This window comes from Mycobacterium sp. 852002-30065_SCH5024008 (assembly GCF_001665645.1).
Taxonomy (GTDB): domain Bacteria; phylum Actinomycetota; class Actinomycetes; order Mycobacteriales; family Mycobacteriaceae; genus Mycobacterium; species Mycobacterium paraffinicum.
In genome coordinates this window covers 68987-91770 of the sequence record NZ_LZSZ01000087.1, presented here as the reverse complement: position 1 = coordinate 91770, position 22784 = coordinate 68987, and the positions used below count along the sequence as shown (strand labels likewise).

Here is a 22784-nt window from a genome sequence, read left to right as displayed (position 1 = left end):
TTCCCATTCACTGGGACCCATTGGTCCGTGACAGTACTGGGTACTCTGCCGAGATGCCGGACACCAAAGCAAACACCAGGGACCATGCGGTGGTCATCGGGGGCAGCATCGCCGGCCTGTGCGCCGCGCGGGTGCTCTCGGATGCGTATTCACACGTCACCGTCTACGAACGCGACGACTTGCCGAGCACACCGTCGAACCGGGCGACGGTCCCGCAGGACCGGCACCTGCACATGCTGATGGCCCGCGGCGCAATGGAGTTCGAGAGCCTGTTCCCCGGGCTGCTGGAAGACATGGTGGCCGCCGGCGTGCCGATTCTGGAGAACAGGCCCGATTGCATCCACCTCGGCGCCGCGGGCCACGTGCTCGGGACGGCGCACACCCTGCGCGACGAATTCACCGCGTACGTGCCTAGCCGCCCGCATCTGGAGTGGCAGTTGCGCAAACGAGTCCAGAACACGGACAACGTCACGATGGTGCGCCGCTCGGTGACCGAACCGCGGTTCGATCCGGCGCACCAGCGGGTGACCGGGGTGCTGTTGGATCCCGCCGACGGCGGGGACCCGGAATTCGTTGCGGCCGACCTCGTCGTCGACTCGGCCGGGCGGGGCACCCGACTGCCGGTGTGGCTGGAGCAGTGGGGGTACGAGCGCCCGAGGGAAGACCTCCTCGACATCGGCATCTACTACGCCACCCAGCAGTTCCGCATCCCCGAAGGCCTGATCGCCGAGAAGGTGGTGGTCGCCGGCGCCTCACACGACAAGTCGCTGGGGCTGGGCATGCTGTGTTACGAGGACGGGACCTGGGTGCTGACCACCTTCGGGGTGGCCAACGTCAAACCGCCGCAGACCTTTTCCGAGATGCTGGGACTGGCCGAAGAGCTGGTCCCGACCCATGTCAACGCGGCGCTGAAGCAGGCCGACCCCATCGGGGAGCCGGCTTTCCACGCCTTCCCGGCCAGCAAGTGGCGCCGCTACGACAAGCTGGACCGCTTACCGGCAGGCATCATCCCCTTCGGCGACGCCGTCGCCAGCTTCAACCCCACCTTCGGGCAGGGGATGACGATGACCTCGCTGCAGGCGGGTCACCTGCGCCGCGCCCTGCAGTTGCCGGACGACGAGGTCGCCGCCGCATTGAACCGAGCGACCGCCAAGACCACCTTTCCGGTGTGGACGATGAACGCCATCGGCGACGTCACCTTCCACCACGCCGGCACCAAGGGGCCCATCCCCTGGTGGTGGCGGCCCACCGGTGCGCTGTTCGACCAGTTCCTGGGGGCCGCCGAAACCGATCCGGTTCTGGCGGAATGGTTTTTGCGCCGCTTCTCGCTGCTCGACAGCCTCTACATGGTTCCGCCGCCGCGCATCGTCGGGCGCACCATCGCGCACAACCTGCGGCTGTGGCTGGGCGAGCGCCATCAGGCCGCGAAGGACCGGCGGCCCGTTACAGCCCTACAGTCGCCCTGAACAGCTTGGTGGGCTCGCGCGCGACCAGCCGGATCGGGGCGTCGTCGGCCGCCACCCAGGCGGCCATCCCCCGGTGCAGCGTCAGCGACCCGGACTTGCCGTGCACGGTCGTGCAGCCCTCCGTGCACAGCAGGATCTGCGGGCCCTCGTGGCTGCACGAGGCGTCGACCTCGTGGCCCAGATAGTCGCCGTCGAGTTCCAGCAGCGCGACCGCGAACTCGTCGGCCGGGGTCTCGTAGATCAGGCCGAAGCCCTCGCGGCGGATGTGGGGCCGCACCTCCGCCTCGGTGGTCGGCGTGAAGTCGAGCACCCGCAGCAGCTCGGGGACGTCGACGTGCTTGGGGGTCAGGCCACCGCGTAACACGTTGTCGGAGTTGGCCATGACCTCGACGGCGAAACCCCGCAGGTATGTGTGCAGGCTGCCGGCCGACACAAAGATCGCCTCGCCCGGGGCCAGGGTGATGCGGTTCAGCAACAGGGCCGCCAGCACCCCGGCATCGCCCGGATAGCGTTCCCCGAGCTCCAGCACCGTCTTGACCTCGCCGGCGAATTCCGTTGCACCGGAGCTGATGTACTGGATGGCACCGTCCAACACGGCCGGCACCAGCACGTCGATGTCGGGCTGCGGTGCGGTGATCCAGGTGGTGAACAGCGCGCGCAGGCCGTCGGCGTCGGACTGGTCGTTGAGCAAGTCGATGAAGGGGTCGAGGTCGGAGACGGCCAGGGCCCGCAGCAGCTCGACGGTGCGGGAGGCCTGCCGGAATCCGGCCAGCGCCTCGAACGGCTGCAGCGCCACCAGCAACTCGGGTTTGTGCGAGGTGTCGCGGTAGTTGCGCACCGGGGAGGACAGCGGAATGCCCAGCCGCTCCTCACGCAGGTAACCCTCGGCCGCCTGCGCCGCGCTCGGGTGGGCCTGCAGGGACAGCGGCTCGTCGGCCGCGAGGACCTTGACCATGAACGGCAGCACGTCACCGAACCGGGCGCGCGCCCCCGGGCCGAGCTGCCCCTCCGGGTCGGCGACCAGCACGTCCATCAACGAGATCTCGCCTGTGTCGGTTTCCAGCCAGGCCGGGTCGCCCGGGTGCGCGCCGAACCAGAGCTCGGCCTCCGGGTGGGCGGCCGGAACCGAACGCCCGGTGAATTCCGCTAAGGCGGTACGCGATCCCCAGGCGTAGGTCCTCAAGGCTCCGCGAAGCAGTTCCACTGTTCTATCTATCCCCGCACCAGTCGCGCGTAAACCGCGGCCATCTCCAGTCGAACGGCCAATACTGCCAGTTGCTGCTCGGCGCTGATGGCGCCACCCAACGCCGGCGCAACCGTCGAGCCGGCAGAGCCGCCGGGCCCGTCGGGCACATCTTCGGCGGCGAGCAGATACACGTCGTCGAGCCCGGCGGTCCGGGCCGCCACGATCGGCTGTTCGGCGGACAAGGTGAGGGCCAGCACCAGCGGGCGCGGCGCCAGCGGCCCGTCGATCTGTTCGTCGTGGAAGAGCGCATCGGCGGGGTCCCGGAGGCCGCCGGAGATCCCGGCCCGCAGCGCGACGACGGCGTCCGACAGCCCCGTGGCGCCGACGACCTGGTGGGCGATCCGCAGCAGGACCGAACTGCCATGCCGGGCCAGCGCCAGCGTCGCGGCGCAGTCGCCGGCCAGCGCCACCTGGCGGTCGGCGATGCGCGCGGCAATTGTCTTGGCCGGGTTCGTGAACAGCTCGCGGCTCGCGCTGTTGCGCAGCGCCTCGGCGTCCAACTGGTCGGCCAGCGCGCCCAGATCGATGCTGGGTCGCTGGTCAACGCTTTGCACAACGGCGAGGCCGGCGGCCAGGTAGCGGCACAACCCGAACTCGTCGGGAAGCGGAAGCCGTGGCGCCAACACCGCCGCCCGGCCGGCCGTGGCGTCCCGCAGCGGACCCTCGTTCGGTGCGGTGACGACAACCCGCGCACCGCGGCGCACCCCGGTCGCGGCGGCGGCGACCAGCACGGGATCCCCGGGATCGTCACCCGCGACGATCAGCACATCGAGCGGCCCGATCCACGGCGGAACCTCGGTGGTCTGCACGATCGGCTCGGAAGCCGCACCGCCCACCGTCGCGGCCACCATCGCGCCGGCGTTTTCGGCGGCCCCGCGGCCGGCGACCCAGATCAGGCTGCGCGGTCGGTCGTCGGCCCGCAGTGAATCCAGCGCGCCCTCGTCGACGGCGGCGGCAATCGCGCGCACCTGCGCGCCGCCCGACGAGGCCGAGCGCAGCAGGCCGTCCCGGTCGGCGGCCAGCAGGCCCTCGGTGTCCTCCAGATCGATCGCCCGGACCACGCTCACGGCGCGGCCCCGGCGGGCGCCGACTGCGCGTGGATCTGCTCGCTGATCTGGGCTACCACCGCGTCGACGTCCTCGGTGCTGCGCGCCTCCACGTTGAGCCGCAGCAACGGCTCGGTGTTGGAGCTGCGCAGGTTGAACCAGCTGCCGTCGCCCAGGTCCACCGTCACCCCATCCACGTGGTCGATGGAGTGGATCCGGGTGCCGAAGGACTTCAGCACCGCCTCCGTGCACAGCGCGGCGTCCGCCACCGTGAAGTTGATCTCGCCGGACGATTCGTAGCGCTGGTAGTCGGCGGTCAACTCCGACAACGGCCGGTCCTGCTCGCCGAGGGCGGCCAGCACGTGCAGCGCGGCCAGCATTCCGGAGTCCGCGCCCCAGAAGTCGCGGAAGTAATAGTGCGCCGAGTGTTCGCCGCCGAAGATGGCGCCGGTGTCGGCCATCATCGCCTTGATATAGGAGTGTCCGACGCGCGAACGCAGCGGCGTGCCGCCGCGTTCGGTGACCAGCTCGGGCACCGCCCGCGAGGTGATCACGTTGTGGATGATGGTGGCGCCGATCTCGCGGCCCAGCTCGCGGGCGGCCACCAGACTGGTCACCGTCGAGGGCGACACCGGCCGGCCGCGTTCGTCGACGACGAAGCAGCGGTCGGCGTCCCCGTCGAAGGCCAGCCCGATATCGGCGCCGCTGTCGCGGACGTGCGCCTGCAGGTCGACCAGGTTGGCCGGGTCGAGCGGGTTGGCTTCGTGATTGGGAAACGAGCCGTCGAGCTCGAAGTACAACGGCAGCAAGGTGATCGAGCCGATCGCGCCGAGCACCGCGGGCGCGGTGAGCCCGGCCATGCCGTTGCCGGCGTCCACGGCCACCCGCAAGGGACGCAGCCCCGAGGTGCTCACCAGCGAACGCAGGAACGTCCCGTAGTCGTCCAGCACGTCGCGGTCGGTGACGGTTCCTGGTGGTCCGTCATAGCGCTCGACCCCGGCGATCACGTCCTCGCTGATGTTGCGCAGGCCGCTTTCGGCGCCGACCGGCTTGGCGGCCGCCCGGCACAGCTTGATGCCGTTGTAGGCCGCCGGGTTGTGGCTCGCGGTGAACATCGCGCCCGGGCAGTCCAGCGACCCGGAGGCGAAGTACAGCTGGTCGGTGGAGGACAAGCCGATCCGCACCACGTCCAGGCCCTGGCCCGTCACGCCGGACGCGAAAGCCGCGGCCAGCGTGGGCGAACTGTCGCGCATGTCGTGGCCGATCACCACCTGCCGGGCACCCTCGCCGCGCATCAGCTTGGCGAAGGCCGCCCCCAAAGCGGTGACCAGCGGCTCGTCCAGCTCCTCGCCGACCAGCCCGCGTACGTCATAAGCCTTGACGACGCGGTACACGGTCGCGGCGAGCCGAGACATGCCGGGGCCTCCTGACGCCTTGAAAGTGCTTCGTTCCTTCGCCTGTTGGCCGCCAGCCTATCGGCCCCCGGGAAATACCGACCGCAGCGGTGCGCGAGGAACGCGCGCGACGCCGGAACGGCTAGTCACTGGGGTCGGGCAACACCCGCAGATGCCCGCGGCGCCGGCCGGATCGATGCTCGGGCGGCGCGAGCACACTGCTGCTGGGGGCGGTGGCCTGCGACCCGCCGTGATGAATGTGCGGGTCGGCGAAACCGTTCACCGGCGTTGCGGCGTACGGCACGCCGCGATCGCCACCCTCGCGCACCGCGTCGGCCAGGGCGACCAGGTCGTCCTCGTCGGGGTGGGTGGGCTCAGAAACGAGGGAGCCGGCGTGGCGCACCAGATCCCACCCGCGGGGCGCGGTGATCCGGCCGGCATGGCCGACGCACAGGTCCCAGGAATGCGGTTCCCGCGCGGTCGCCAACGGGCCGACGACTGCCGTCGAGTCCGAGTAGACGAACGTCAGGGTCGCCACGGCGTAGTGCGGGCACCCGGGCCGGCAACAGCGACGGGGAACGTTCACGCCGAAAGGCTATCGTGCGAAAACGTCGTCGAAGCGCCGGACACGCGCAACCGGCCGACCCCCGATGTGCAACCGTTACCATCTTCGCGTGGGCGATTCGCGCAGCTCCCCGCGGAGGGATCGGCCCCAGGGCCGATTCGCTTCCCATCGGTCCTCCCGACGGGGCCGCGATGTGCGCGGCCCGCTGCTACCGCCGACGGTGCCCGGGTGGCGCAGCCGGGCCGAGCGATTCGACATGGCGGTGCTGGAGGCCTATGAACCCATCGAGCGGCATTGGCAGGCCCGCCTGGCCGACCTCGACGTGGCGGTCGACGAGATTCCGCGCATTGCGGCCAAGGATCCCGACAGCGTGCAGTGGCCGCCGGAGGTGATCGCCGACGGGCCGATCCCGCTGGCGCGATTGATCCCGGCCGGCGTCGACGTCCGCGGCAACGCCACGCGGGCACGAATTGTCCTGTTCCGCAAGCCGATTGAGCGACGGGCCAAGGACACCGTCGAGCTCGGTGATTTGCTGCACGAAATCTTGGTGGCCCAGGTGGCCATCTACCTTGATGTAGAGCCGTCGGTCATCGACCCGACGATCGACGACGAATGACCCTGACGTTCAGGCGCCTTCGGCGCCTTAGATGATGCCGCGCTTGAGGCGGCGGCGCTCGCGCTCGGAGAGCCCGCCCCAAATGCCGAAGCGCTCGTCATGCTCCAGGGCGTACTCCAGGCACTCGTGGCGTACCTCGCACCCCAGGCAGATCTTCTTCGCCTCGCGGGTGGAGCCGCCCTTCTCCGGGAAGAACGCCTCGGGATCCGTTTGGGCGCAAAGCGCCCGGTCCTGCCACTGGTCCGCGACGGGCGCCAGCATCGGCTCGGGCTCGAATGCGACTGGCGCATCAGGAACCACGGTCAGGTGCGGCCGAACGGGTTGGACCGGCGCTGAGACGATAGGGGTGTGCGGCGTGCTCGCCATGACTCCTCGAAGATGTTCGTAAGACATACGGTCGTCCGCCTCCTCAGTTTGATTGGGAGAGTGAGTGGTTCCCACTTTTCTGATGTGTACCGACAATTCGAACAAGTGATCGAATCTCGGTCTGCGACACCGGAACCGGCCGGCCAACCGGGAAATGACACTGTTGTGATTAGACACGGGTTAATCTGCCGGGTCAAGCATTACGGCGCATTTCCATACCATCTCGTGACCGAATTACGGCGTTTCCGTTGTTTTGCGCATTCGGCGTGTCGATCACACCGCGCGCGACTACGCTTAAGGGCCGCGTAACGGCCCCGCCACCGCACAGTCGTCGGGCAGTACTGTCGTCCACGTGAAGGTCACCGTTCTGGTCGGTGGGGTTGGCGGCGCCCGCTTCCTGCTGGGGATTCAACAGTTGCTCGGGCTGGGACAGTTCGAAACGCAACAGCACCCAGACGCGGGAACCGGCAACCACGAACTTAATGCAATCGTCAACATCGGCGACGACGCCTGGATTCATGGACTGCGGGTCTGCCCGGATTTGGACACCTGCATGTACACCTTAGGTGGAGGGGTAGACCCGGAGCGAGGGTGGGGTCACCGCGACGAAACCTGGCACGCCAAAGAGGAATTGGCGCGCTACGGCGTGCAGCCGGATTGGTTCGGGCTCGGCGATCGGGATATCGCCACCCACCTGGTGCGCACCCAGATGCTCAACGCCGGCTACCCGCTCTCGCAGATCACCACGGCGCTGTGCGATCGCTGGCAACCCGGCGCCCGACTGCTGCCGGCGAGCGACGACCGCTGCGAGACGCACGTGGTGATCACCGATCCGGACGACGGCACCAGGCGGGCGATTCACTTCCAGGAGTGGTGGGTGCGCTACCGCGCCGACGTGCCCACGCACAGCTTCGCGTTCGTCGGCGCCGAAAAGGCCACCGCCACAAGTGATGCTGTCGCGGCCATCGCCGACGCCGACGTCATCCTGCTGGCGCCGTCCAACCCGGTGGTGAGCGTCGGCGCCATCTTGGCCGTCCCCGGCATCCGGGCGGCCTTGCGCTCGGCGACCGCCCCGGTCGTCGGCTACTCGCCCATCATCGGTGGAAAACCATTGCGCGGCATGGCCGATGCGTGCCTGTCGGTGATCGGGGTGGACTCCACCGCGGAGGCGGTCGGGCGGCACTACGGGCCGCGCCGTGGCACCGGGATCCTGGATTGCTGGCTGGTGCACGAGGGCGACCACGCGGACATCGACGGCGTGGCGGTGACGGCCGCGCCGCTGTTGATGACCGACCCGAAGGCGACGGCCGAGATGGTGAGCGCCGGGCTCGACCTCGCGGGCGTGAAGCCGTGACCGAACACGGCACCGGCGCGGCGATCGAGATCCTGCCCGTCGCCGGGCTGCCCGAATTCCGGCCCGGCGACGACCTGAGCGCGGCCCTGGCCGCGGCCGCGCCCTGGCTGCGCGACGGCGACGTCGTGGTGGTGACGAGCAAGGTGGTGTCCAAGTGCGAGGGCCGGCTGGTGCCGGCGCCGCAGGACGCCGAGGAGCGCGACCAACTACGGCGCAGGCTGGTCGAGGCCGAGGCGGTGCGGGTGCTGGCGCGCAAGGGCCGCACCCTGATCACCGAGAACCGCATCGGCCTGATTCAGGCCGCCGCGGGCGTGGACGGATCCAACGTCGGCCGCGACGAACTGGCGCTGCTGCCGGTCGACCCGGACGGCAGCGCCGCGGCCCTGCGCGCCGGGCTGGCGGATCGGCTCGGCGTCGACGTCGCCGTGGTCATCACCGACACGATGGGCCGCGCGTGGCGCAACGGCCAGATCGACGCGGCGGTGGGGTCGGCCGGTCTGGCTGTGCTGCACGGCTATTCGGGGGCCGTCGACCGCCACGGCAACGAGCTGGTGGTCACCGAGATCGCGGTCGCCGACGAGGTCGCGGCGGCGGCCGACCTGGTGAAGGGCAAATTGACCGCCGTGCCGGTGGCCGTGGTGCGCGGCCTGGCGGTGGCCGACGACGGCTCGACCGCCCGGCAGCTGTTACGGCCCGGCGAGGAAGACCTGTTCTGGCTGGGCACCGCCGAGGCCCTCGACATGGGGCGCCGGCAGGCGCAGCTGTTGCGCCGGTCGGTGCGCCGGTTCAGCGCCGAGCCGGTCGCGGCCGAGCTGATCGAAGCCGCCGTCGCCGAGGCGCTCACCGCGCCGGCCCCGCACCACACCCGGCCGGTCCGGTTCGTCTGGCTGCAGACCCCCGAGGTTCGGACGCGGCTGCTGGACCGGATGAAGGACAAGTGGCGGTCGGACCTCGCCGGTGACGGCCGGCCCACCGACTCGGTGGAGCGGCGGCTGGCCCGCGGCCAGATTCTCTACGACGCACCCGAGGTCGTCGTCCCGATGCTGGTTCCCGACGGCGCGCACATCTATCCCGACGCCGCCCGCACCGACGCCGAGCACACCATGTTCACCGTCGCGGTCGGGGCGGCCGTGCAGGCCCTGCTGGTCGCGTTGGCCGTGCGGGGGGTGGGCAGCTGCTGGATCGGCTCGACGATCTTCGCCGCCGACCTGGTGCGCGCCGAGCTCGACTTGCCGGGCGATTGGGAGCCGTTGGGCGCCATCGCGATCGGCTACCCCGAGGAACCCGCCGGGCCGCGGGACGCCGCGGGCGCCGGGGATTTGTTGATCCGCAAGTGATACTGGCCTCATGAAAACGTTCGCGGGCAAGGCGGCGGCGTCCGCCGACAAGGCCCGCGGCGGCTACTACACACCGGCGCCCGTCGCCCGGTTCCTGGCCCGCTGGGTGCGCGACGCCGGACCGCGCATCGTCGAACCCTCCTGCGGTGACGGTGCGATCCTGCGCGAGCTGGCCGCCCTCGGCGGGCGGGTGCGTGGCGTCGAGCTCGTCGCCGAAGAGGCGGCCAAGGCACGGGAATTCGCGCCCGTCGACGCCGCGAATCTGTTCGCCTGGCTCGCCACCGCCTCGCCCGGCGGCTGGGACGGGGTCGCGGGGAATCCGCCCTACATCCGGTTCGGCAACTGGGCGTCCGAGCAGCGCGACCCCGCCCTGGAGCTGATGCGGCGCGAGGGATTGCGGCCCACCCGGCTGACCAACGCCTGGGTCCCCTTCGTGGTGGCGAGCTCGATCTTGGTGCGCGGCGGCGGCCGGGTGGGCCTGGTGCTGCCCGCCGAGTTACTCCAGGTCACCTACGCCGCACAGCTGCGCGAGTTCCTGTTGAGCCGGTTCAGTGACATCACGCTGGTGACGTTCGAGCGATTGGTGTTCGACGGCGTCATGCAGGAGGTGGTGTTGTTCTGCGGGGTCGCCGGCCCCGGGCCCGCCCGGATCCGCACGGTCCACCTCACCGACGCCGATGCCCTCGCGCACGCGGACCTGGACGCCGAATGGGCGCCCGCGCTGTTGCACGAGAACGAGAAGTGGACCAAGTACTTTCTGGACCCGGCCGCGATCCGGCTGCTGCGAACGCTCAAGGGGTCGACGACGCTGACCCGGCTCGGGTCGGTCGCCGACGTGGACGTGGGGATCGTGACGGGCCGCAACAGCTTCTTCACGTTCACCGACGCGCAGGCCCGCGAGCTCGGGCTGCTCCCCCACTGCGTCCCGCTCGTCTCGCGCAGCGCGCAGTTGTCCGGGTTGGTATACGACACCGACTGCCGGGCAAGCGATGTCGCCGCCGGGCACCGCGGCTGGCTGCTCGACGCGCCGCGCGACCCCGTCGACCCCGCCCTGCTCGCGCACATCGCTGCCGGTGCGGCCGCCGGCGTGGATCGGGGCTTCAAGTGCTCGATCCGCAAGCCGTGGTGGAGCACGCCGTCGCTGTGGATCCCGGACCTGTTCCTGCTTCGCCAGATCCACCTGTCGCCGCGGCTGACCGTCAACGCCGCCGCGGCGACGAGCACCGACACGGTGCACCGGGTCCGGGTCGCCGCCGGTGTCGACCCGGCCGGGCTGGCCGCGGTGTTCCACAACAGCGTGACGTTCGCCTTCGCCGAGATCATCGGCCGCAGTTACGGCGGGGGGATCTTGGAGCTGGAACCACGCGAAGCCGAGCAGTTGCCCATTCCCCCGCCGGCGCTCGCCGGCCCCGGGCTCGCCTGCGACGTCGATCTGCTGTTGAAGGCCAACGAGATCGAGAAGGCGCTCGACCTCGTCGACCGCCACGTCCTGATCGACGGGCTGGGGTTGGCACCCGACGTGGTGACGCACTCCCGCGCGGCCTGGGTCGCGCTGCGGGACCGCCGGAAACGACGGGGTTCCCGGTGAGCGTGCGGGAGTCGGCGATCTCGCTGCTGTCCGAGTGGCAGGCGCCCGACGCGGCGCAGGATGCGTTGCGGCACGCGGTCCTGGCGTTCGTGCTCGCCCGCCCCGACGCCTGCCGCCGCGAGTGCGTGCCGGGCCATGTCACCGCCTCGGCGCTGGTGCTCGACGACACCGGCGGCCGGGTGCTGCTGACGTTGCATCCCCGCGTTGGCCGCTGGGTGCAGCTCGGCGGCCACTGCGACGAGGACGACGGCGACATCGTCGCCGCCGCGCTGCGCGAGGCCACCGAGGAATCCGGCGTCGACGGTTTGCGCATCGAGCCCCGGCTGGCCGCGATCCACGTCCACGCGCTCACCTGTTCGTTGGGCGTGCCCACCCACCACCTGGATCTGCAGTTCGTCGCGCACGCGCCGGCCGGCGCGCAGATCGCGATCAGCGACGAGTCCGACGACCTGCGGTGGTGGCCCGCCGACGCGTTGCCGGACGGCACCGACCACGCGCTGGCGTACCTGGTAAGGCGGGCGTCCCGCCCCTAGCCGCCGAGGGGTGAAGGCCTCAGACGTCGGACGAGTAGCGGATCCCGCCGTCGGGAATCGAGACGCCGGGCCACACCCGGGCGCCGCGCAGCAGCTCGCAGCGCGCACCGATGTCGGCGCCGTCGCCGATCACGCCGTCGCGGATCAGCGCCCGCGGGCCGATGCGCGCGCCGAAGCCGATGATGGACCGCTCGATCACGCTGCCGGCCTCGACCTTGACGCCGTCGAAGATCACGGCGCCGTCCAGCCGGACGCCGGGGCCGATCTCGGCGCCCCGCCCGACGACGGTGCCGCCGACCAGCACCGCGCCCGGCGACACCGCCGCGCCGTCGTGCACCAGCTGCTCGCCGCGGTGGCCGTGCAGGGCCGGCGACGGCGCGATCCCGCGCACCAGGTCCGCCGATCCGCGCACGAAGTCTTCAGGTGTGCCCATGTCCCGCCAGTAGGTGGCGTCGACGTAACCGCACACCTTGACGTCCGGGTCGGACAGCAGCGCGGGAAACACCTCGCGTTCGACCGACACCTCGCGGCCCCGCGGGATGCGGTCGATGATGCCGCGCTCGAAGACGTAACAGCCGGCGTTGATCTGATCGGTGGGCGGATCCTGCGTCTTCTCCACGAAGGCGGTGACCCTGCCGTTCTCGTCGGTGGTGACGCAGCCGAAGGCCCGCGGGTCGCCCACCCGCACCAGGTGCAGGGTGACGTCGGCCTGCTGCGCGCGGTGGAAGTCGATCATCTGATTGAGGTCGGAACCCGAGAGCACGTCGCCGTTGAACACCATCACGGTGCCGTGACGCAGGTGGCCGGCCACGTTGGCGATGCCGCCGCCGGTCCCCAGGGGCCGGTCCTCGGTGACGTAGTCGATCTGCAGGCCGAGCTTGGACCCGTCGCCGAACTCCGCCTCGAACACCGCGGCCTGATACGAGGTGCTCAGGATGACGTGCTCGATGCCCGCCGCCGCGATCCTCGACAGCAAGTGGGTCAAGAACGGCAGCCCGGCGGTGGGCAGCATCGGCTTGGGCGCCGACAGCGTCAGCGGCCGCAGCCGGGTGCCCTTGCCGCCGACCAGAATTACGGCATCTACTTGCGGGTTAGCCATCTCAGCGCCGCCCTTCCGCCAGTTTCCGTCGCCGACTGCGCAGCGCGCCACGCACCATCAGGCGGGACCGCAGTGCCAGCGAGGCCCGCAGCGTCCAGCGCAGCGGCGCGCGCCGCCACCCCGAATGCCGGTCGGCCAGGAACATGTAGGTGCTCTCGTGATGCGCCGCCAGGTGGCTCGCCGGGTCGTCCCCGGTGGAGTGGCCCTTGTGGTGCAGCACCTCGGCCGACGGCACGTAGACGTTCAGCCAACCGGCCCGGCCGAGCCGGTCCCCGAGGTCGACGTCTTCCATATACATGAAGTAGCGCTCGTCGAACCCGCCGACTTGGCCGAAGGCGGACCGGCGCACCAGCAGGCACGACCCCGACAGCCAGCCCACGGGGCGTTCGGTGGGTTCCAGCCGCTCCTGGCGGTAGGCCGCCGTCCACGGATTGCGCTTCCAGATCGGGCCGACGACCGCGTGCATGCCGCCGCGGATGAGGCTGGGCAGGTGGCGCGCCGACGGGTACACCGAGCCGTCGGGGTCGCGGATGAGCGGGCCCAGGGCGCCGGCGCGCGGCCAGCGGGTGGCGGCGTCCAGCAGGGCGTCGATGCTGCCCGGGCCCCACTGAACGTCGGGGTTGGCCACGATCACCCAGTCGTCGTCGACGTCCGGCGTCTCGGCGAGCTGCGCGACCGCGCGATTGATCGCGGTGCCGTACCCGAGGTTGGCGCCGGTGTGGAACAGCCGCACGTTCGGGTAGCGCTCGACGGCGGCCTGCGGGGTTCCGTCGGTGGAGCCGTTGTCGGCCATCAGCACACACACGGGCCGCTCGGTCGCCAGCGACAGCGAGGCCAGGAATCGCTCGAGGTGTGGGCCCGGTGAGTAGGTCACCGTCACGACCGGCAGGACGTCAGTCACGCGTAGAGGGTAACGGTAGATCGGCGGCAAGCGCCGCGACAAGCGCAGCGCGCCAGGGCCTTAGCGGCCGCAGGCCCGCCGCGGCGGACTCGCGGCCCGACAGCGCGGAGTAGGTCGGCCGCGGCGCGGGGCGGGGAAACTCCGCGGTGCTGACCGGGCGCACGCGCTCGGGGTCGGCGCCGCATTCGGAGAAGATCGCGCGGGTCTGCTCGAAGCGGGACACCGCGCCCTCGTTGGCGGCGTGCAGGATCGGCCCGGGCACGTGGTCGTCGGCGATCTGCAGCAGGGCCTCCGCCAGGTCGCCCACATACGTCGGTGACCCGACCTGGTCGTCGACGACCTTCACCGGGCCTTCCCCCGCGGCCAGCCGGCGCATGACGGCGACGAAGTCCTTGCCATCACCGCCGGTGTAGACCCAGGCGGTGCGGACGATGACGGCGTCCGGCAGCGCCGCCAGGACGGCCTCCTCCCCGGCATGCTTGCTGCGCCCGTACACGCCCGCCGGGGCGGTTTGATCGCTGGGCTCGTAGGGCCGCGGGTCGGCGCCGCCGAAGTCTCCGTTGAAGACGTAGTCGGTGGAGACGTGGATGAACCGGGCGCCGGCGCGCGCGCAGGCCCGGGCGATGTTCTCCGGGCCGGTGGCGTTGACGGCGTAGGCGCCGGCCTCGTCGCTCTCGGCGCCATCGACGTCGGTGTACGCCGCGCAATTGATCGCAACGTCGCCGCGCTCGATGATCCGTTCGGCGGCGGCGGGGTCGGTGATGTCCCATTCCGACGAGGTCAGCGCCACCACGTCGCGGCCCTGACTGGCCGCCAGCGAGCGCAAATAGCTGCCCAGCTGCCCCCCGGCACCGGCGATCACGATCCTGCTCGACATGGTTTGAGTCTGGCATGCCCGGGAAAGCCCGGGCGAACGCCCGGGGCGCGCGGGGGCTCGCTACCCGCGAAGCGGGTGTGCCGCAAGTAACCTAGTGGGATGCCTGTGCAACGTGTGGTTCGTGTGATTGCCACTGCGCTCACGCTCGTGGTGGTCCTCGGCACCGGGCTCGCGTGGAGCAACGTCCGGTCCTTCGAGGACGGCATCTTCCACATGTCCGCACCCTCGCTCGGCAAGGGTGGCGACGACGGCGCGATCGACATCCTGCTGGTCGGCCTCGACAGCCGCACGGACGCGCACGGCAACCCGCTGTCCCAAGAGGAGCTGGCCAGCCTGCGGGCCGGCGACGAGGAAGCGACCAACACCGACACGATCATCCTGATCCGGATCCCCAACAACGGGAAGTCGGCGACCGCCATCTCGATCCCCCGCGACTCCTACGTCGCGGCCCCCGGCCTGGGCAAGACGAAGATCAACGGCGTCTACGGCCAGACGCGCGAGGCCAAGCGCACCAGCCTGGTCAAGGCCGGCGATTCGGCCGAGGACGCCGCGGCGCAGGGCACCGAGGCCGGGCGCGAGGCCCTGATCAAGACCGTCGCCGACCTCACCGGCGTCACCGTCGACCACTACGCCGAGATCGGGCTGCTCGGCTTCTCGTTGATCACCGACGCGCTCGGTGGCGTGGACGTCTGCCTCAAAGAGCCGGTGTTCGAACCCCTTTCGGGCGCCGACTTCCCGGCCGGCCCGCAAAGCCTGGACGGGTCGGAGGCGCTCAGCTTCGTCCGTCAGCGCCACGAGTTGCCGCGCGGCGACCTGGACCGGGTGGTGCGTCAGCAGGTGGTGATGGCCTCACTTGCCCACCGGGTCATCTCCGGCAAGACGCTGTCCAGCCCCGCCACCGTGCGACGGCTGGAGGCCGCGGTGCAACGCTCGGTGGTGATCTCGCAGGGTTGGGACGTAATGGATTTCGTCCAGCAGATGCAGAAGCTCGCCGGCGGCAATGTCGCGTTCGCCACCATCCCGGTGCTGGACGGGGCCGGCTGGAGTGACGACGGCATGCAGAGCGTGGTGCGGGTGGACCCGCATCAGGTACAGGACTGGGTCAACGGGCTGCTGCACGAGCAGGAGCAGGGCAAGACCGAGGAGATCGCCTACACCCCGGCGAAGACCACCGCCAGCGTGGTCAACGACACCGACATCAACGGCCTAGCATCGGCGGTCTCACAGGTGTTGACCGCCAAGGGATTTGGCGCTGGTGCGGTCGGCAACAACGACGGTGGCCACGTCAAGGGCAGCCAGGTCCGGGCCGCCAAGAGCGACGACCTGGGGGCCCAGGAGGTGGCCAAGGAGCTCGGCGGGCTGCCGGTGGTCGCCGATCCATCCGTCGCGGCGGGCTCGGTCAAGGTGGTGCTGGGCAACGACTACACCGGCCCCGGCTCCGGACTTTCCGGCACCGCGTCGGTGATGCCCGCCCGGGTGTCCAACGTCGGTGCGGTGGCGGCCGACCCGAACGTCCCGGCGCCCTCGCCGATCCTGACCGCCGGTTCCGACAAACCCGAGTGCATCAACTGAGCACGCTCTCCGGCGCCATCCTCGACCCGATGCTGCGGACCGATCCGGTCGGCCCGCGCATCACCTACTACGACGACGCGACCGGCGAGCGCATCGAGTTGTCGGCGGCGACACTGGCCAACTGGGCGGCCAAGACCGGCAACCTGTTACGCGACGAGCTCGGCGCCGGACCGGGCAGCCGGGTCGCGATCCTGCTGCCGGCGCACTGGCAGACCGCGGCCGTGCTGTTCGGGGTTTGGTGGATCGGCGCCGAGGCCGTGCTCGCGTCGGGCCCAGGGGCCGCAATAGACGTAGCCATGTGCACCGCCGAGCGGCTGGACGAGGCGGACGAGACCGGGGCTAGTGAGGTGGCGGTGCTGTCGCTGGACCCGTTCGGCCGCCCGGCGCCCGACCTGCCGATCGGCGTTACCGACTACGCGACCGCCGTGCGGGTGCACGGCGACCAGATCGTCGCCGAATCCCATCCCGGTCCGGCCCTCGCCGGCCGATCGGTCGACGAGGTCCTCACCGACTGCCAAAGTGCAGCCGCCGCAAGGGAATTGACGGATGCCGACCGGGTGCTGTCCACCGTCGCGTGGTCGGAACCCGGCGAGCTGGTGGACGGCCTGCTGGCGATCCTGGCCGTGGGCGGGTCGCTGGTGCAGGTGGCCAATCCCGACCCGTCGGCGCTGCAGCGCAGGATCGAGACCGAAAAGGTCACCCGGGTGCTCTAGGCGCGGCGGATACATATTGATATCGCAATATTTCAATGTTAACGTCGAGCGAGCATCAGCTGGCGCCGCGACGACAGGGAGGTCCGGGTAATGGCGGGGTACGCGCTCTTGGCAAAGGCGGCATCGACGGTGGTCACCGGCCTGGTCGGCGTGACGGCCTACGAGGTGGTGCGCAAGGCCGTGGCCAAGGCGCCGCTGCACGAGACCGCGGTGTCGGCGGCCGAGCTGGGGTTGCGCGGGACGCGCAAGGCCGAGGAAGCCGCCGAGTCCGCCCGGCTGAAGATCGCAGACGTCATGGCCGAAGCCCGCGAGCGCATCGGCGAGGAAGCGCCCACACCGGCCGTCGCCGACGTCCACCAGCACGACCACTGATCCCCGCGCAGATGGCGCTCGCCACCGCCCTGGAGCCGGTCCGCCCTAAAGACCCCGCGCTGCAGATCCTTTCGGATGCGGCCGGGCGCATGCGGGTTTCCGTCGACTGGCTGCGGTGCGACTCCCGGCGCGCGGTGGCGGTCGAGGAGGCCGTCGCCAACGAGGACGGCGTGCGCGTGGTGCACGCCTACCCGCGCACCGGATCCGTCGTCGTCTGGTATTCGCCCCGGCGCTGTGACCGCGCCGCGGTGCTGGCCGCGATCAGCTCCGCCGCGCATGTCGCCGCCGAGCTGATTCCCGCACGCGCGCCGCATTCGGAGGAGATCCGCAACACCGACGTGCTGCGGATGGTCGTCGGCGGTGCCGCGCTGGCCCTGCTCGGCGTGCGCCGCTACGTGTTCGCCCGGCCGCCGCTGCTCGGCCCGAACGGCCGGGTTCTGGCCACCGCCGTCACCATCTTCACCGGCTACCCGTTCCTGCGCGGCGCGCTGCGCTCGTTGCGCTCCGGCCGGGCCGGCACCGACGCCCTGGTGTCGGCGGCGACGGTGGCGAGCCTGGTGCTGCGCGAGAACGTGGTGGCGCTGACGGTGCTGTGGCTGCTCAACATCGGCGAGTACCTCCAAGACCTCACCCTGCGCCGGACCCGCCGGGCCATTTCCGAATTGCTGCGCGGCAGCCAGGACACGGCGTGGATCCGGCTGACCGACGGGGCCGAAGTCCAGGTCCCCATCGACACCGTCCAGATCGGCGACGAGGTGATCATCCACGATCACGTCGCGATACCGGTGGACGGCGAGGTGGTCGACGGCGAGGCGATCGTCAACCAGTCCGCGATCACCGGCGAGAACCTGCCCGTCTCCGTCTTGGTCGGCGCGCACGTGCACGCCGGGTCGGTCGTGGTGCGCGGGCGCCTGGTGGTGCGCGCGCAGGCCGTCGGCAACCAGACGGCGATCGGCCGCATCATCACCCGGGTCGAGGAGGCCCAGCACGACCGCGCGCCCATCCAGACCGTGGGCGAAAACTTCTCCCGCCGTTTCGTTCCCACCTCGTTCATCGTGTCGGCCCTCACCCTGGCGGTCACCGGCGATGTGCGCCGCGCGATGACCATGCTGTTGATCGCGTGCCCCTGCGCGGTGGGCCTGTCCACCCCGACGGCGATCAGCGCCGCGATCGGCAACGGCGCGCGCCGCGGCATCCTGATCAAGGGCGGCTCTCACCTCGAACAGGCCGGCCGGGTCGACGCGATCGTGTTCGACAAGACCGGAACGCTCACCGTCGGCCGCCCCGTCGTCACCAATATCATTGCTCTGCACAAGGATTGGGAACCCGAGCAGGTACTGGCCTACGCGGCCAGCTCGGAGATCCACTCCCGCCATCCGCTGGCCGAGGCGGTGATCCGCTCTACCGAGGAACGCCACATCACCATCCCGCCGCACGAGGAGTGCGAGGTCCTGGTGGGCCTGGGCATGCGCACCTGGGCCGACGGCCGCACCCTGCTGCTGGGCAGCCCCGGGCTGCTGCGCGCCGAAAAGGTGCGGGTTTCGAAGAAGGCGTCGGAGTGGGTGGACAGGCTGCGCCGCCAGGCCGAGACCCCGCTGCTGCTCGCGGTCGACGGCAAGCTGGTGGGGTTGATCAGCCTGCGCGACGAGGTGCGGACCGAGGCGGTCGAGGTGCTGAAGCAGCTGCGGGACAACGGCATCCGCCGCATCGTCATGCTCACCGGCGACCACCCGGACATCGCCCAGGTGGTTGCCGAGGAGCTGGGCATCGACGAGTGGCGCGCCGAGGTGATGCCGGAGGACAAGCTCGAGGTAGTGCGCGGACTGCAGAACGACGGCTACGTGGTCGGCATGGTCGGCGACGGCATCAACGACGCCCCGGCGCTGGCGGCCGCCGACATCGGGATCGCCATGGGCCTGGCCGGAACCGACGTCGCCGTCGAGACCGCCGACGTGGCACTGGCCAACGACGACCTGCACCGGCTGCTCGACGTGCGCGACCTGGGTGCCCGGGCCGTCGACGTCATCCGGGAGAACTACGGCATGTCCATCGCCGTCAACGCCGCCGGGCTGATCATCGGGGCCGGGGGCGCGCTGTCCCCCGTGCTGGCCGCGATCCTGCACAACGCGTCGTCAGTCGCGGTGGTGGCCAACAGCTCCCGGCTGATCCGCTACCGGCTGGACTAGTGGCGATCGCGAGCGCGGCGAAGCCGGGCGAAGCGGGTCGGCGCGCAACAATAGTGGCGATCGCGAGCGCGGCGAAGCCGGGCGAAGCGGGTCGGCACGCAACAATAGTGGCGATCGCGAGCGCGGCGAAGCCGGGCGATGGGGGCACCTCCCGCTTGCGGGGGACGGGTCGGCGCCGCAGAAAAACTCAGCAGCAGCCGCAGTCGTGGCCGCGCCAGGCGCGGACGCCCTGCCAGGCGGCGACGCCGGCGATCCCGAGTCCGACCGCCGGGTCGATCCACCATCCGCCCGACCACGACGCCGTCGCGGCGAGCCCAACGAGCACCCCGGCCGCCTGGGCGGCACACAGGTAGTTCTGGATTCCCTCGGCCTCGGTGGCTCCCGAGTCCAGCCGCAGGCCGAGCCGGCGGTTGGCCCGGCCGAGGATCGGCATCAGCAGCAAACCGGTGGCCGTCAGCGCGATGCCGATCAGCGAGACCTCGGCGTGGCGTTCGCCCATCAGCTCGCGAAGGGACTCGGCGGCAACGTAGGGGGCGGTCAGCCAGAACGACACCGCGACACCGCGTTGCGCGCGCCGCTCGGCGTTCGGGGCAAACGTCCGCGCCCCGCTGAACCGCCACACCACCATCGCGCTGGCGAGCGCCTCGGACACGCCGCCGAGGGCCCACCCGGTGAGGGCCACAGACCCGACGGCCAGCCCCTGCCACAGGCCGATGCCGCCCTCGACGAGCACCGCGGCCAGGCTGACCCAGGCCAGCCGCCGCGCCCACTCGGCGTCGCGCTGCCAACCGGCGTCCCGCGTCGCTGCGATGGTGCACTCATCGGCGATGACAGAGGAAGTGGTCATTGCGCGAGGCTAGCGGTGATCGCACACGCTCGCGGGCCCAGACACCCGCTAGTAACACAACCGTGTCAAACCCGACTGGTCAGCACCCGCTTGAGCACCTTGCCGCCGGCGTTGCGCGGCAGCTCGTCGACGAACACCACGTCGCGCGGAATCTTGAAGCGCGCCAGCCGGTTTCGCACGTATTCCCGGACGTCGTGCTCGGTCAGCGTCGCGCCCGGCCGGAGCACGAGGTAGGCGCGCAACCGCTGCCCGAACTCCTCGTCGTCGACGCCGACGACGGCGGCGTCGAGGATGCCGGGATGCTGCACAAGCGCCTCTTCGACCTCGCCGGGGTAGACGTTCTCCCCGCCGGAGACGATCATCTCGTCGTCGCGCCCGTCGATGAAGAGCCTGCCGTCGGAATCGAAATGACCGATGTCGCCGGTGGACATCAGTCCCTGAACCGACTCCTTGGTGCCGCCATCGGTGTATCCCTCGAAGGTCAGCACGTTGCCGACGAAGATCCGCCCCGGCGTCGCCGGCGGGACCTCGCGGCCGTCATCGCCGAAGATCTTGACGACCGAGCCCGGGACCACCGCACCCACGCAGCCGGGCGCGGCGGTCAGGTCGGCGGGCGTGGCGATGGTGGCGTAGGCGACCTCGGTTGATCCGTACATGTTGTAGACCACGGGGCCGAGCGCCTCGAGCGCCCGGGTGGCCAGAGCGCCACCGAGCTGGGAACCGCCGATGAACACGATGCGCAGGGACGACAGGTCGTGCTCGGCCAGGGCCGCCGGCCCCAGATCAAGAATGCGCCGCAACATGATCGGCACGACGATCATGGCGCTGGCCCGGTGCGCGGCCACGCTGGCCAGCGTCTCTCGGGCATCGAATTGGCGGCGCAGCACCAGGGTCGAGCCCAGCACCATCGCATACATCGCGTGGCTGAAACCCATCGAATGAAGAAGTGGCACACAGCATTCCGTGACTTCCCGGCCGCGGAACGGCACCTTGCCGAGCAGACCGCCCACCGGTATCAGCGAGTGGGGCTCGGAACGCGCGGCGCCCTTCGGTGTTCCCGTCGTCCCACTGGTCGAGATGACGATCTTGGGTCGCCCACCCGACGAGGGCGGCGGACGGGGATCCCCGCGTTCGATCAGCGCGTCCAGGGTGTCGGGAGCGGGCGTATCCGTCCAGGCCCGGATCCGGCCCAACCTCGGCCGGACGTCCCCGACGACGGCGCTGTACTCCTCGTCGTAGACCAGGAGGTCCGCGCCCTCGCGGGCCAGCGTCTCGGCGAACTGCGTGCGCCCGAAGCCGGTGTTGAGCAGCAGGACGAATGCGCCGCACTTGCCGGCGGCGAAGACGGCCTCGAGAAAGCCCCGGTGATTGCCGGCCAGGATGGCCACGCCGGCGCCCGGGCCGAGCCCGCGCAGCCGCCACTCGTTGGCCAACGCGTTGGTCCGCTCCTCCAGCTCACCGAACGTCAGGGGCCCGCGCTCGTCGATCAGCGCCACCCCGTCACGGTTTCGCCCGGCGGCGATCGCCGGCGCCGCCCCCAGCAGCCCGTAGCGATCGAGGGCACGCAGCACCGGCACGATCCGCCCGGGCGGTAGCCACCCCAATCCGCCGGACCGCGCATAGAGAAACAGCGACCGGGCTTCCAAACCCGCGCGCCGGAAAAGTTCCACACCTCGATGCTGCCGCCGGCCCTCGCCTCGGATAAGGGCGCAACGCCACTCCAACAGGGGTCTTTCGTCACCATCGTTACTCTGGTTAACGACTAGACGGAAAGGGCAGTGCCGATGACACGCACCGACAACGACAGCTGGGACCTGGCCACGAGCGTGGGGGCCACCGCCACCATGGTGGCGGCCGGACGGGCCCGGGCCACCCGCGACGCGCTGATCGACGACCCGTTCGCCGAGCCGCTGGTGCGCGCCGTCGGCGTCGATTTCATGACGCGATGGGCCGCCGGCGAATTGAGCTCGGCCGACGTCGACGAACCCGGCGCCCCGTGGGGCATGCAACGCATGACCGACATGCTGGCCGCCCGCACGCGCTACATCGACGCGTTCTTCGCCGAGGCGGGTGCAACGGGCGTCCGGCAGGTCGTCATCCTGGCCTCCGGCCTGGACGCGCGCGCCTACCGGCTGCCGTGGGCGGCGGGCACCACGGTGTTCGAGATCGACCAGCCGCAAGTCATCGAATTCAAGACGGCAACCATCGCCGAGCTGGGCGCCCAACCCACCGCCGAGGTTCGGGCCGTCCCGATCGACCTGCGCCACGATTGGCCGTCGGCGCTGCGCGAGGCCGGCTTCGACACCAAGCGGCCGGCCGCCTGGGCGGCCGAGGGCCTGCTCGGCTTCCTGCCGCCCGAGGCGCAGGACCGGTTGCTCGACGACATCACCGCGCTCAGCGCCGACGGGAGCCGGCTGGTGGCCGAGGTCTTCAGCAACTCCGGCGACAACGGGGACGCCCTGAACGCCGCCAGCGAGAAGTGGCGGGAGAACGGCCTGGACATTGCGCTCGGCGACCTGGGGTTCCCCGGCGAACGCAACGACGCGGCGACGTATCTGGAACGGCGGGGCTGGCGTCCGGTTCGCACACCCCTGAATCAGTTGTTGGCCGACAACGGGTTACCTTTGCAGCGCACCGAAGCCGGTGCGCCGTTCGCCGAGAACTACTACTGCATCGCGGAGTTGCACACGGCCCGTTGACGGAAGG

21 protein-coding genes are annotated in these 22784 nt (G+C 70.7%); 11 read left to right on the top strand and 10 right to left on the bottom strand.

Features of this window, described 5'->3' with window-relative positions:
* Positions 1-89: 89 nt before the first annotated feature.
* Positions 90-1466: an NAD(P)/FAD-dependent oxidoreductase gene (locus A5781_RS11670; protein WP_156624573.1), complete on the top strand. Its 1377-nt coding sequence runs from the start codon at positions 90-92 to the stop codon at positions 1464-1466.
* Here the strand turns inward: A5781_RS11670 and manA are convergent.
* The 4 genes from manA to A5781_RS11650 all read right to left on the bottom strand — a co-directional run bounded on the left by manA (position 1444) and on the right by A5781_RS11650 (position 5738).
* Positions 1444-2670: a mannose-6-phosphate isomerase, class I gene (gene manA / locus A5781_RS11665; protein ID WP_067205343.1), complete on the bottom strand. Its 1227-nt coding sequence runs from the start codon at positions 2668-2670 to the stop codon at positions 1444-1446. The genes A5781_RS11670 and manA overlap by 23 nt on opposite strands.
* A gap of 8 nt (positions 2671-2678) precedes the next feature.
* Positions 2679-3779: a TobH protein gene (locus tag A5781_RS11660; protein WP_067205340.1), complete on the bottom strand. Its 1101-nt coding sequence runs from the start codon at positions 3777-3779 to the stop codon at positions 2679-2681.
* Positions 3776-5173: a phosphomannomutase/phosphoglucomutase gene (locus tag A5781_RS11655; RefSeq protein WP_067205337.1), complete on the bottom strand. Its 1398-nt coding sequence runs from the start codon at positions 5171-5173 to the stop codon at positions 3776-3778. The genes A5781_RS11660 and A5781_RS11655 overlap by 4 nt, the downstream gene beginning before the upstream one ends.
* Positions 5174-5294: 121 nt before the next feature.
* Positions 5295-5738 carry a DUF3499 domain-containing protein gene (locus tag A5781_RS11650; RefSeq protein ID WP_082939306.1) on the bottom strand — a complete coding sequence of 148 codons (444 nt, stop codon included), beginning with the start codon at positions 5736-5738 and terminating at the stop codon, positions 5295-5297.
* A 172-nt stretch (positions 5739-5910) separates the two neighbouring features.
* On the opposite strand from A5781_RS11650, the gene A5781_RS11645 reads away from it, so the two are divergent.
* Positions 5911-6333 carry a metallopeptidase family protein gene (locus tag A5781_RS11645; protein WP_007168084.1) on the top strand — a complete coding sequence of 141 codons (423 nt, stop codon included), beginning with the start codon at positions 5911-5913 and terminating at the stop codon, positions 6331-6333.
* A 27-nt stretch (positions 6334-6360) separates the two neighbouring features.
* Here the strand turns inward: A5781_RS11645 and A5781_RS11640 are convergent, their stop codons facing one another.
* Positions 6361-6699 carry a WhiB family transcriptional regulator gene (locus A5781_RS11640; protein ID WP_067205331.1) on the bottom strand — a complete coding sequence of 113 codons (339 nt, stop codon included), beginning with the start codon at positions 6697-6699 and terminating at the stop codon, positions 6361-6363.
* A gap of 352 nt (positions 6700-7051) precedes the next feature.
* On the opposite strand from A5781_RS11640, the gene cofD reads away from it, so the two are divergent.
* The 4 genes from cofD to A5781_RS11620 are packed head-to-tail and all read left to right on the top strand — an operon-like array spanning position 7052 to position 11511.
* On the top strand, positions 7052-8053 hold the full coding sequence (cofD, locus tag A5781_RS11635) for a 2-phospho-L-lactate transferase (protein ID WP_067205327.1): 1002 nt from the start codon (positions 7052-7054) through the stop codon (positions 8051-8053).
* Entirely contained in the window at positions 8050-9390 is a 1341-nt protein-coding gene (locus A5781_RS11630; protein WP_067205323.1) for a coenzyme F420-0:L-glutamate ligase, read from the top strand. Before cofD ends, A5781_RS11630 begins: the two co-directional genes overlap by 4 nt.
* Before the next feature lie 10 nt (positions 9391-9400).
* A complete protein-coding gene (locus tag A5781_RS11625) occupies positions 9401-10978 on the top strand; it encodes a class I SAM-dependent methyltransferase (protein ID WP_067205319.1) in 1578 nt (525 codons plus the stop codon).
* On the top strand, positions 10975-11511 hold the full coding sequence (locus tag A5781_RS11620) for an NUDIX hydrolase (protein ID WP_067205316.1): 537 nt from the start codon (positions 10975-10977) through the stop codon (positions 11509-11511). Before A5781_RS11625 ends, A5781_RS11620 begins: the two co-directional genes overlap by 4 nt.
* 19 nt (positions 11512-11530) lie before the next feature.
* Here A5781_RS11620 and A5781_RS11615 read toward each other — a convergent pair whose 3' ends face one another.
* The 3 genes from A5781_RS11615 to rfbD are packed head-to-tail and all read right to left on the bottom strand — an operon-like array spanning position 11531 to position 14388.
* Positions 11531-12610 carry a sugar phosphate nucleotidyltransferase gene (locus A5781_RS11615; protein WP_067205312.1) on the bottom strand — a complete coding sequence of 360 codons (1080 nt, stop codon included), beginning with the start codon at positions 12608-12610 and terminating at the stop codon, positions 11531-11533.
* A gap of 1 nt (position 12611) precedes the next feature.
* Positions 12612-13511, bottom strand: coding sequence for a glycosyltransferase family 2 protein (locus tag A5781_RS11610; protein ID WP_067205309.1), 900 nt, complete (start codon positions 13509-13511; stop codon positions 12612-12614).
* Entirely contained in the window at positions 13504-14388 is an 885-nt protein-coding gene (gene rfbD / locus A5781_RS11605) for a dTDP-4-dehydrorhamnose reductase (RefSeq protein WP_067205306.1), read from the bottom strand. The genes A5781_RS11610 and rfbD overlap by 8 nt, the downstream gene beginning before the upstream one ends.
* Before the next feature lie 99 nt (positions 14389-14487).
* Here rfbD and A5781_RS11600 point away from each other — a divergent pair, with 99 nt between their 5' ends.
* The 4 genes from A5781_RS11600 to ctpC all read left to right on the top strand — a co-directional run bounded on the left by A5781_RS11600 (position 14488) and on the right by ctpC (position 19231).
* Positions 14488-15960, top strand: a complete 1473-nt coding sequence (locus tag A5781_RS11600; RefSeq protein ID WP_067205302.1) for an LCP family protein — start codon at positions 14488-14490, stop codon at positions 15958-15960.
* Complete coding sequence (locus A5781_RS11595) at positions 15948-16673, top strand: TIGR03089 family protein (RefSeq protein ID WP_197503795.1); 726 nt, start codon at positions 15948-15950, stop codon at positions 16671-16673. The genes A5781_RS11600 and A5781_RS11595 overlap by 13 nt, the downstream gene beginning before the upstream one ends.
* A 90-nt stretch (positions 16674-16763) precedes the next feature.
* Entirely contained in the window at positions 16764-17045 is a 282-nt protein-coding gene (locus A5781_RS11590) for a DUF1490 family protein (RefSeq protein ID WP_066949897.1), read from the top strand.
* Between the two features lie 11 nt (positions 17046-17056).
* A complete protein-coding gene (gene ctpC / locus A5781_RS11585; RefSeq protein WP_067205299.1) occupies positions 17057-19231 on the top strand; it encodes a manganese-exporting P-type ATPase CtpC in 2175 nt (724 codons plus the stop codon).
* A 187-nt stretch (positions 19232-19418) separates the two neighbouring features.
* On the opposite strand, the gene A5781_RS11580 is transcribed toward ctpC, so the two are convergent.
* Complete coding sequence (locus A5781_RS11580) at positions 19419-20078, bottom strand: cation transporter (protein WP_067205296.1); 660 nt, start codon at positions 20076-20078, stop codon at positions 19419-19421.
* A gap of 65 nt (positions 20079-20143) precedes the next feature.
* Positions 20144-21748: an AMP-binding protein gene (locus A5781_RS11575; RefSeq protein WP_067205293.1), complete on the bottom strand. Its 1605-nt coding sequence runs from the start codon at positions 21746-21748 to the stop codon at positions 20144-20146.
* Between the two features lie 114 nt (positions 21749-21862).
* Here A5781_RS11575 and A5781_RS11570 point away from each other — a divergent pair, with 114 nt between their 5' ends.
* Positions 21863-22777 (top strand): class I SAM-dependent methyltransferase, encoded by a 915-nt coding sequence (locus A5781_RS11570; RefSeq protein WP_067205599.1) that lies wholly within the window; start codon positions 21863-21865, stop codon positions 22775-22777.
* Positions 22778-22784: the final 7 nt, after the last annotated feature.

Excerpts from the sequence above, each read along its gene's own strand:
- A5781_RS11655 (WP_067205337.1), bottom strand. The coding sequence starts at position 5,173 with ATGTCTCGGCTCGCCGCGACCGTGTACCGCGTCGTCAAGGCTTATGAC.
- A5781_RS11640 (WP_067205331.1), bottom strand. The coding sequence starts at position 6,699 with ATGGCGAGCACGCCGCACACCCCTATCGTCTCAGCGCCGGTCCAACCC.
- A5781_RS11625 (WP_067205319.1), top strand. The coding sequence starts at position 9,401 with ATGAAAACGTTCGCGGGCAAGGCGGCGGCGTCCGCCGACAAGGCCCGC.
- A5781_RS11615 (WP_067205312.1), bottom strand. The coding sequence starts at position 12,610 with ATGGCTAACCCGCAAGTAGATGCCGTAATTCTGGTCGGCGGCAAGGGC.
- rfbD (WP_067205306.1), bottom strand. The coding sequence starts at position 14,388 with ATGTCGAGCAGGATCGTGATCGCCGGTGCCGGGGGGCAGCTGGGCAGC.
- A5781_RS11600 (WP_067205302.1), top strand. The coding sequence starts at position 14,488 with ATGCCTGTGCAACGTGTGGTTCGTGTGATTGCCACTGCGCTCACGCTC.
- A5781_RS11590 (WP_066949897.1), top strand. The coding sequence starts at position 16,764 with ATGGCGGGGTACGCGCTCTTGGCAAAGGCGGCATCGACGGTGGTCACC.
- ctpC (WP_067205299.1), top strand. The coding sequence starts at position 17,057 with ATGGCGCTCGCCACCGCCCTGGAGCCGGTCCGCCCTAAAGACCCCGCG.
- A5781_RS11580 (WP_067205296.1), bottom strand. The coding sequence starts at position 20,078 with ATGACCACTTCCTCTGTCATCGCCGATGAGTGCACCATCGCAGCGACG.
- A5781_RS11570 (WP_067205599.1), top strand. The coding sequence starts at position 21,863 with ATGACACGCACCGACAACGACAGCTGGGACCTGGCCACGAGCGTGGGG.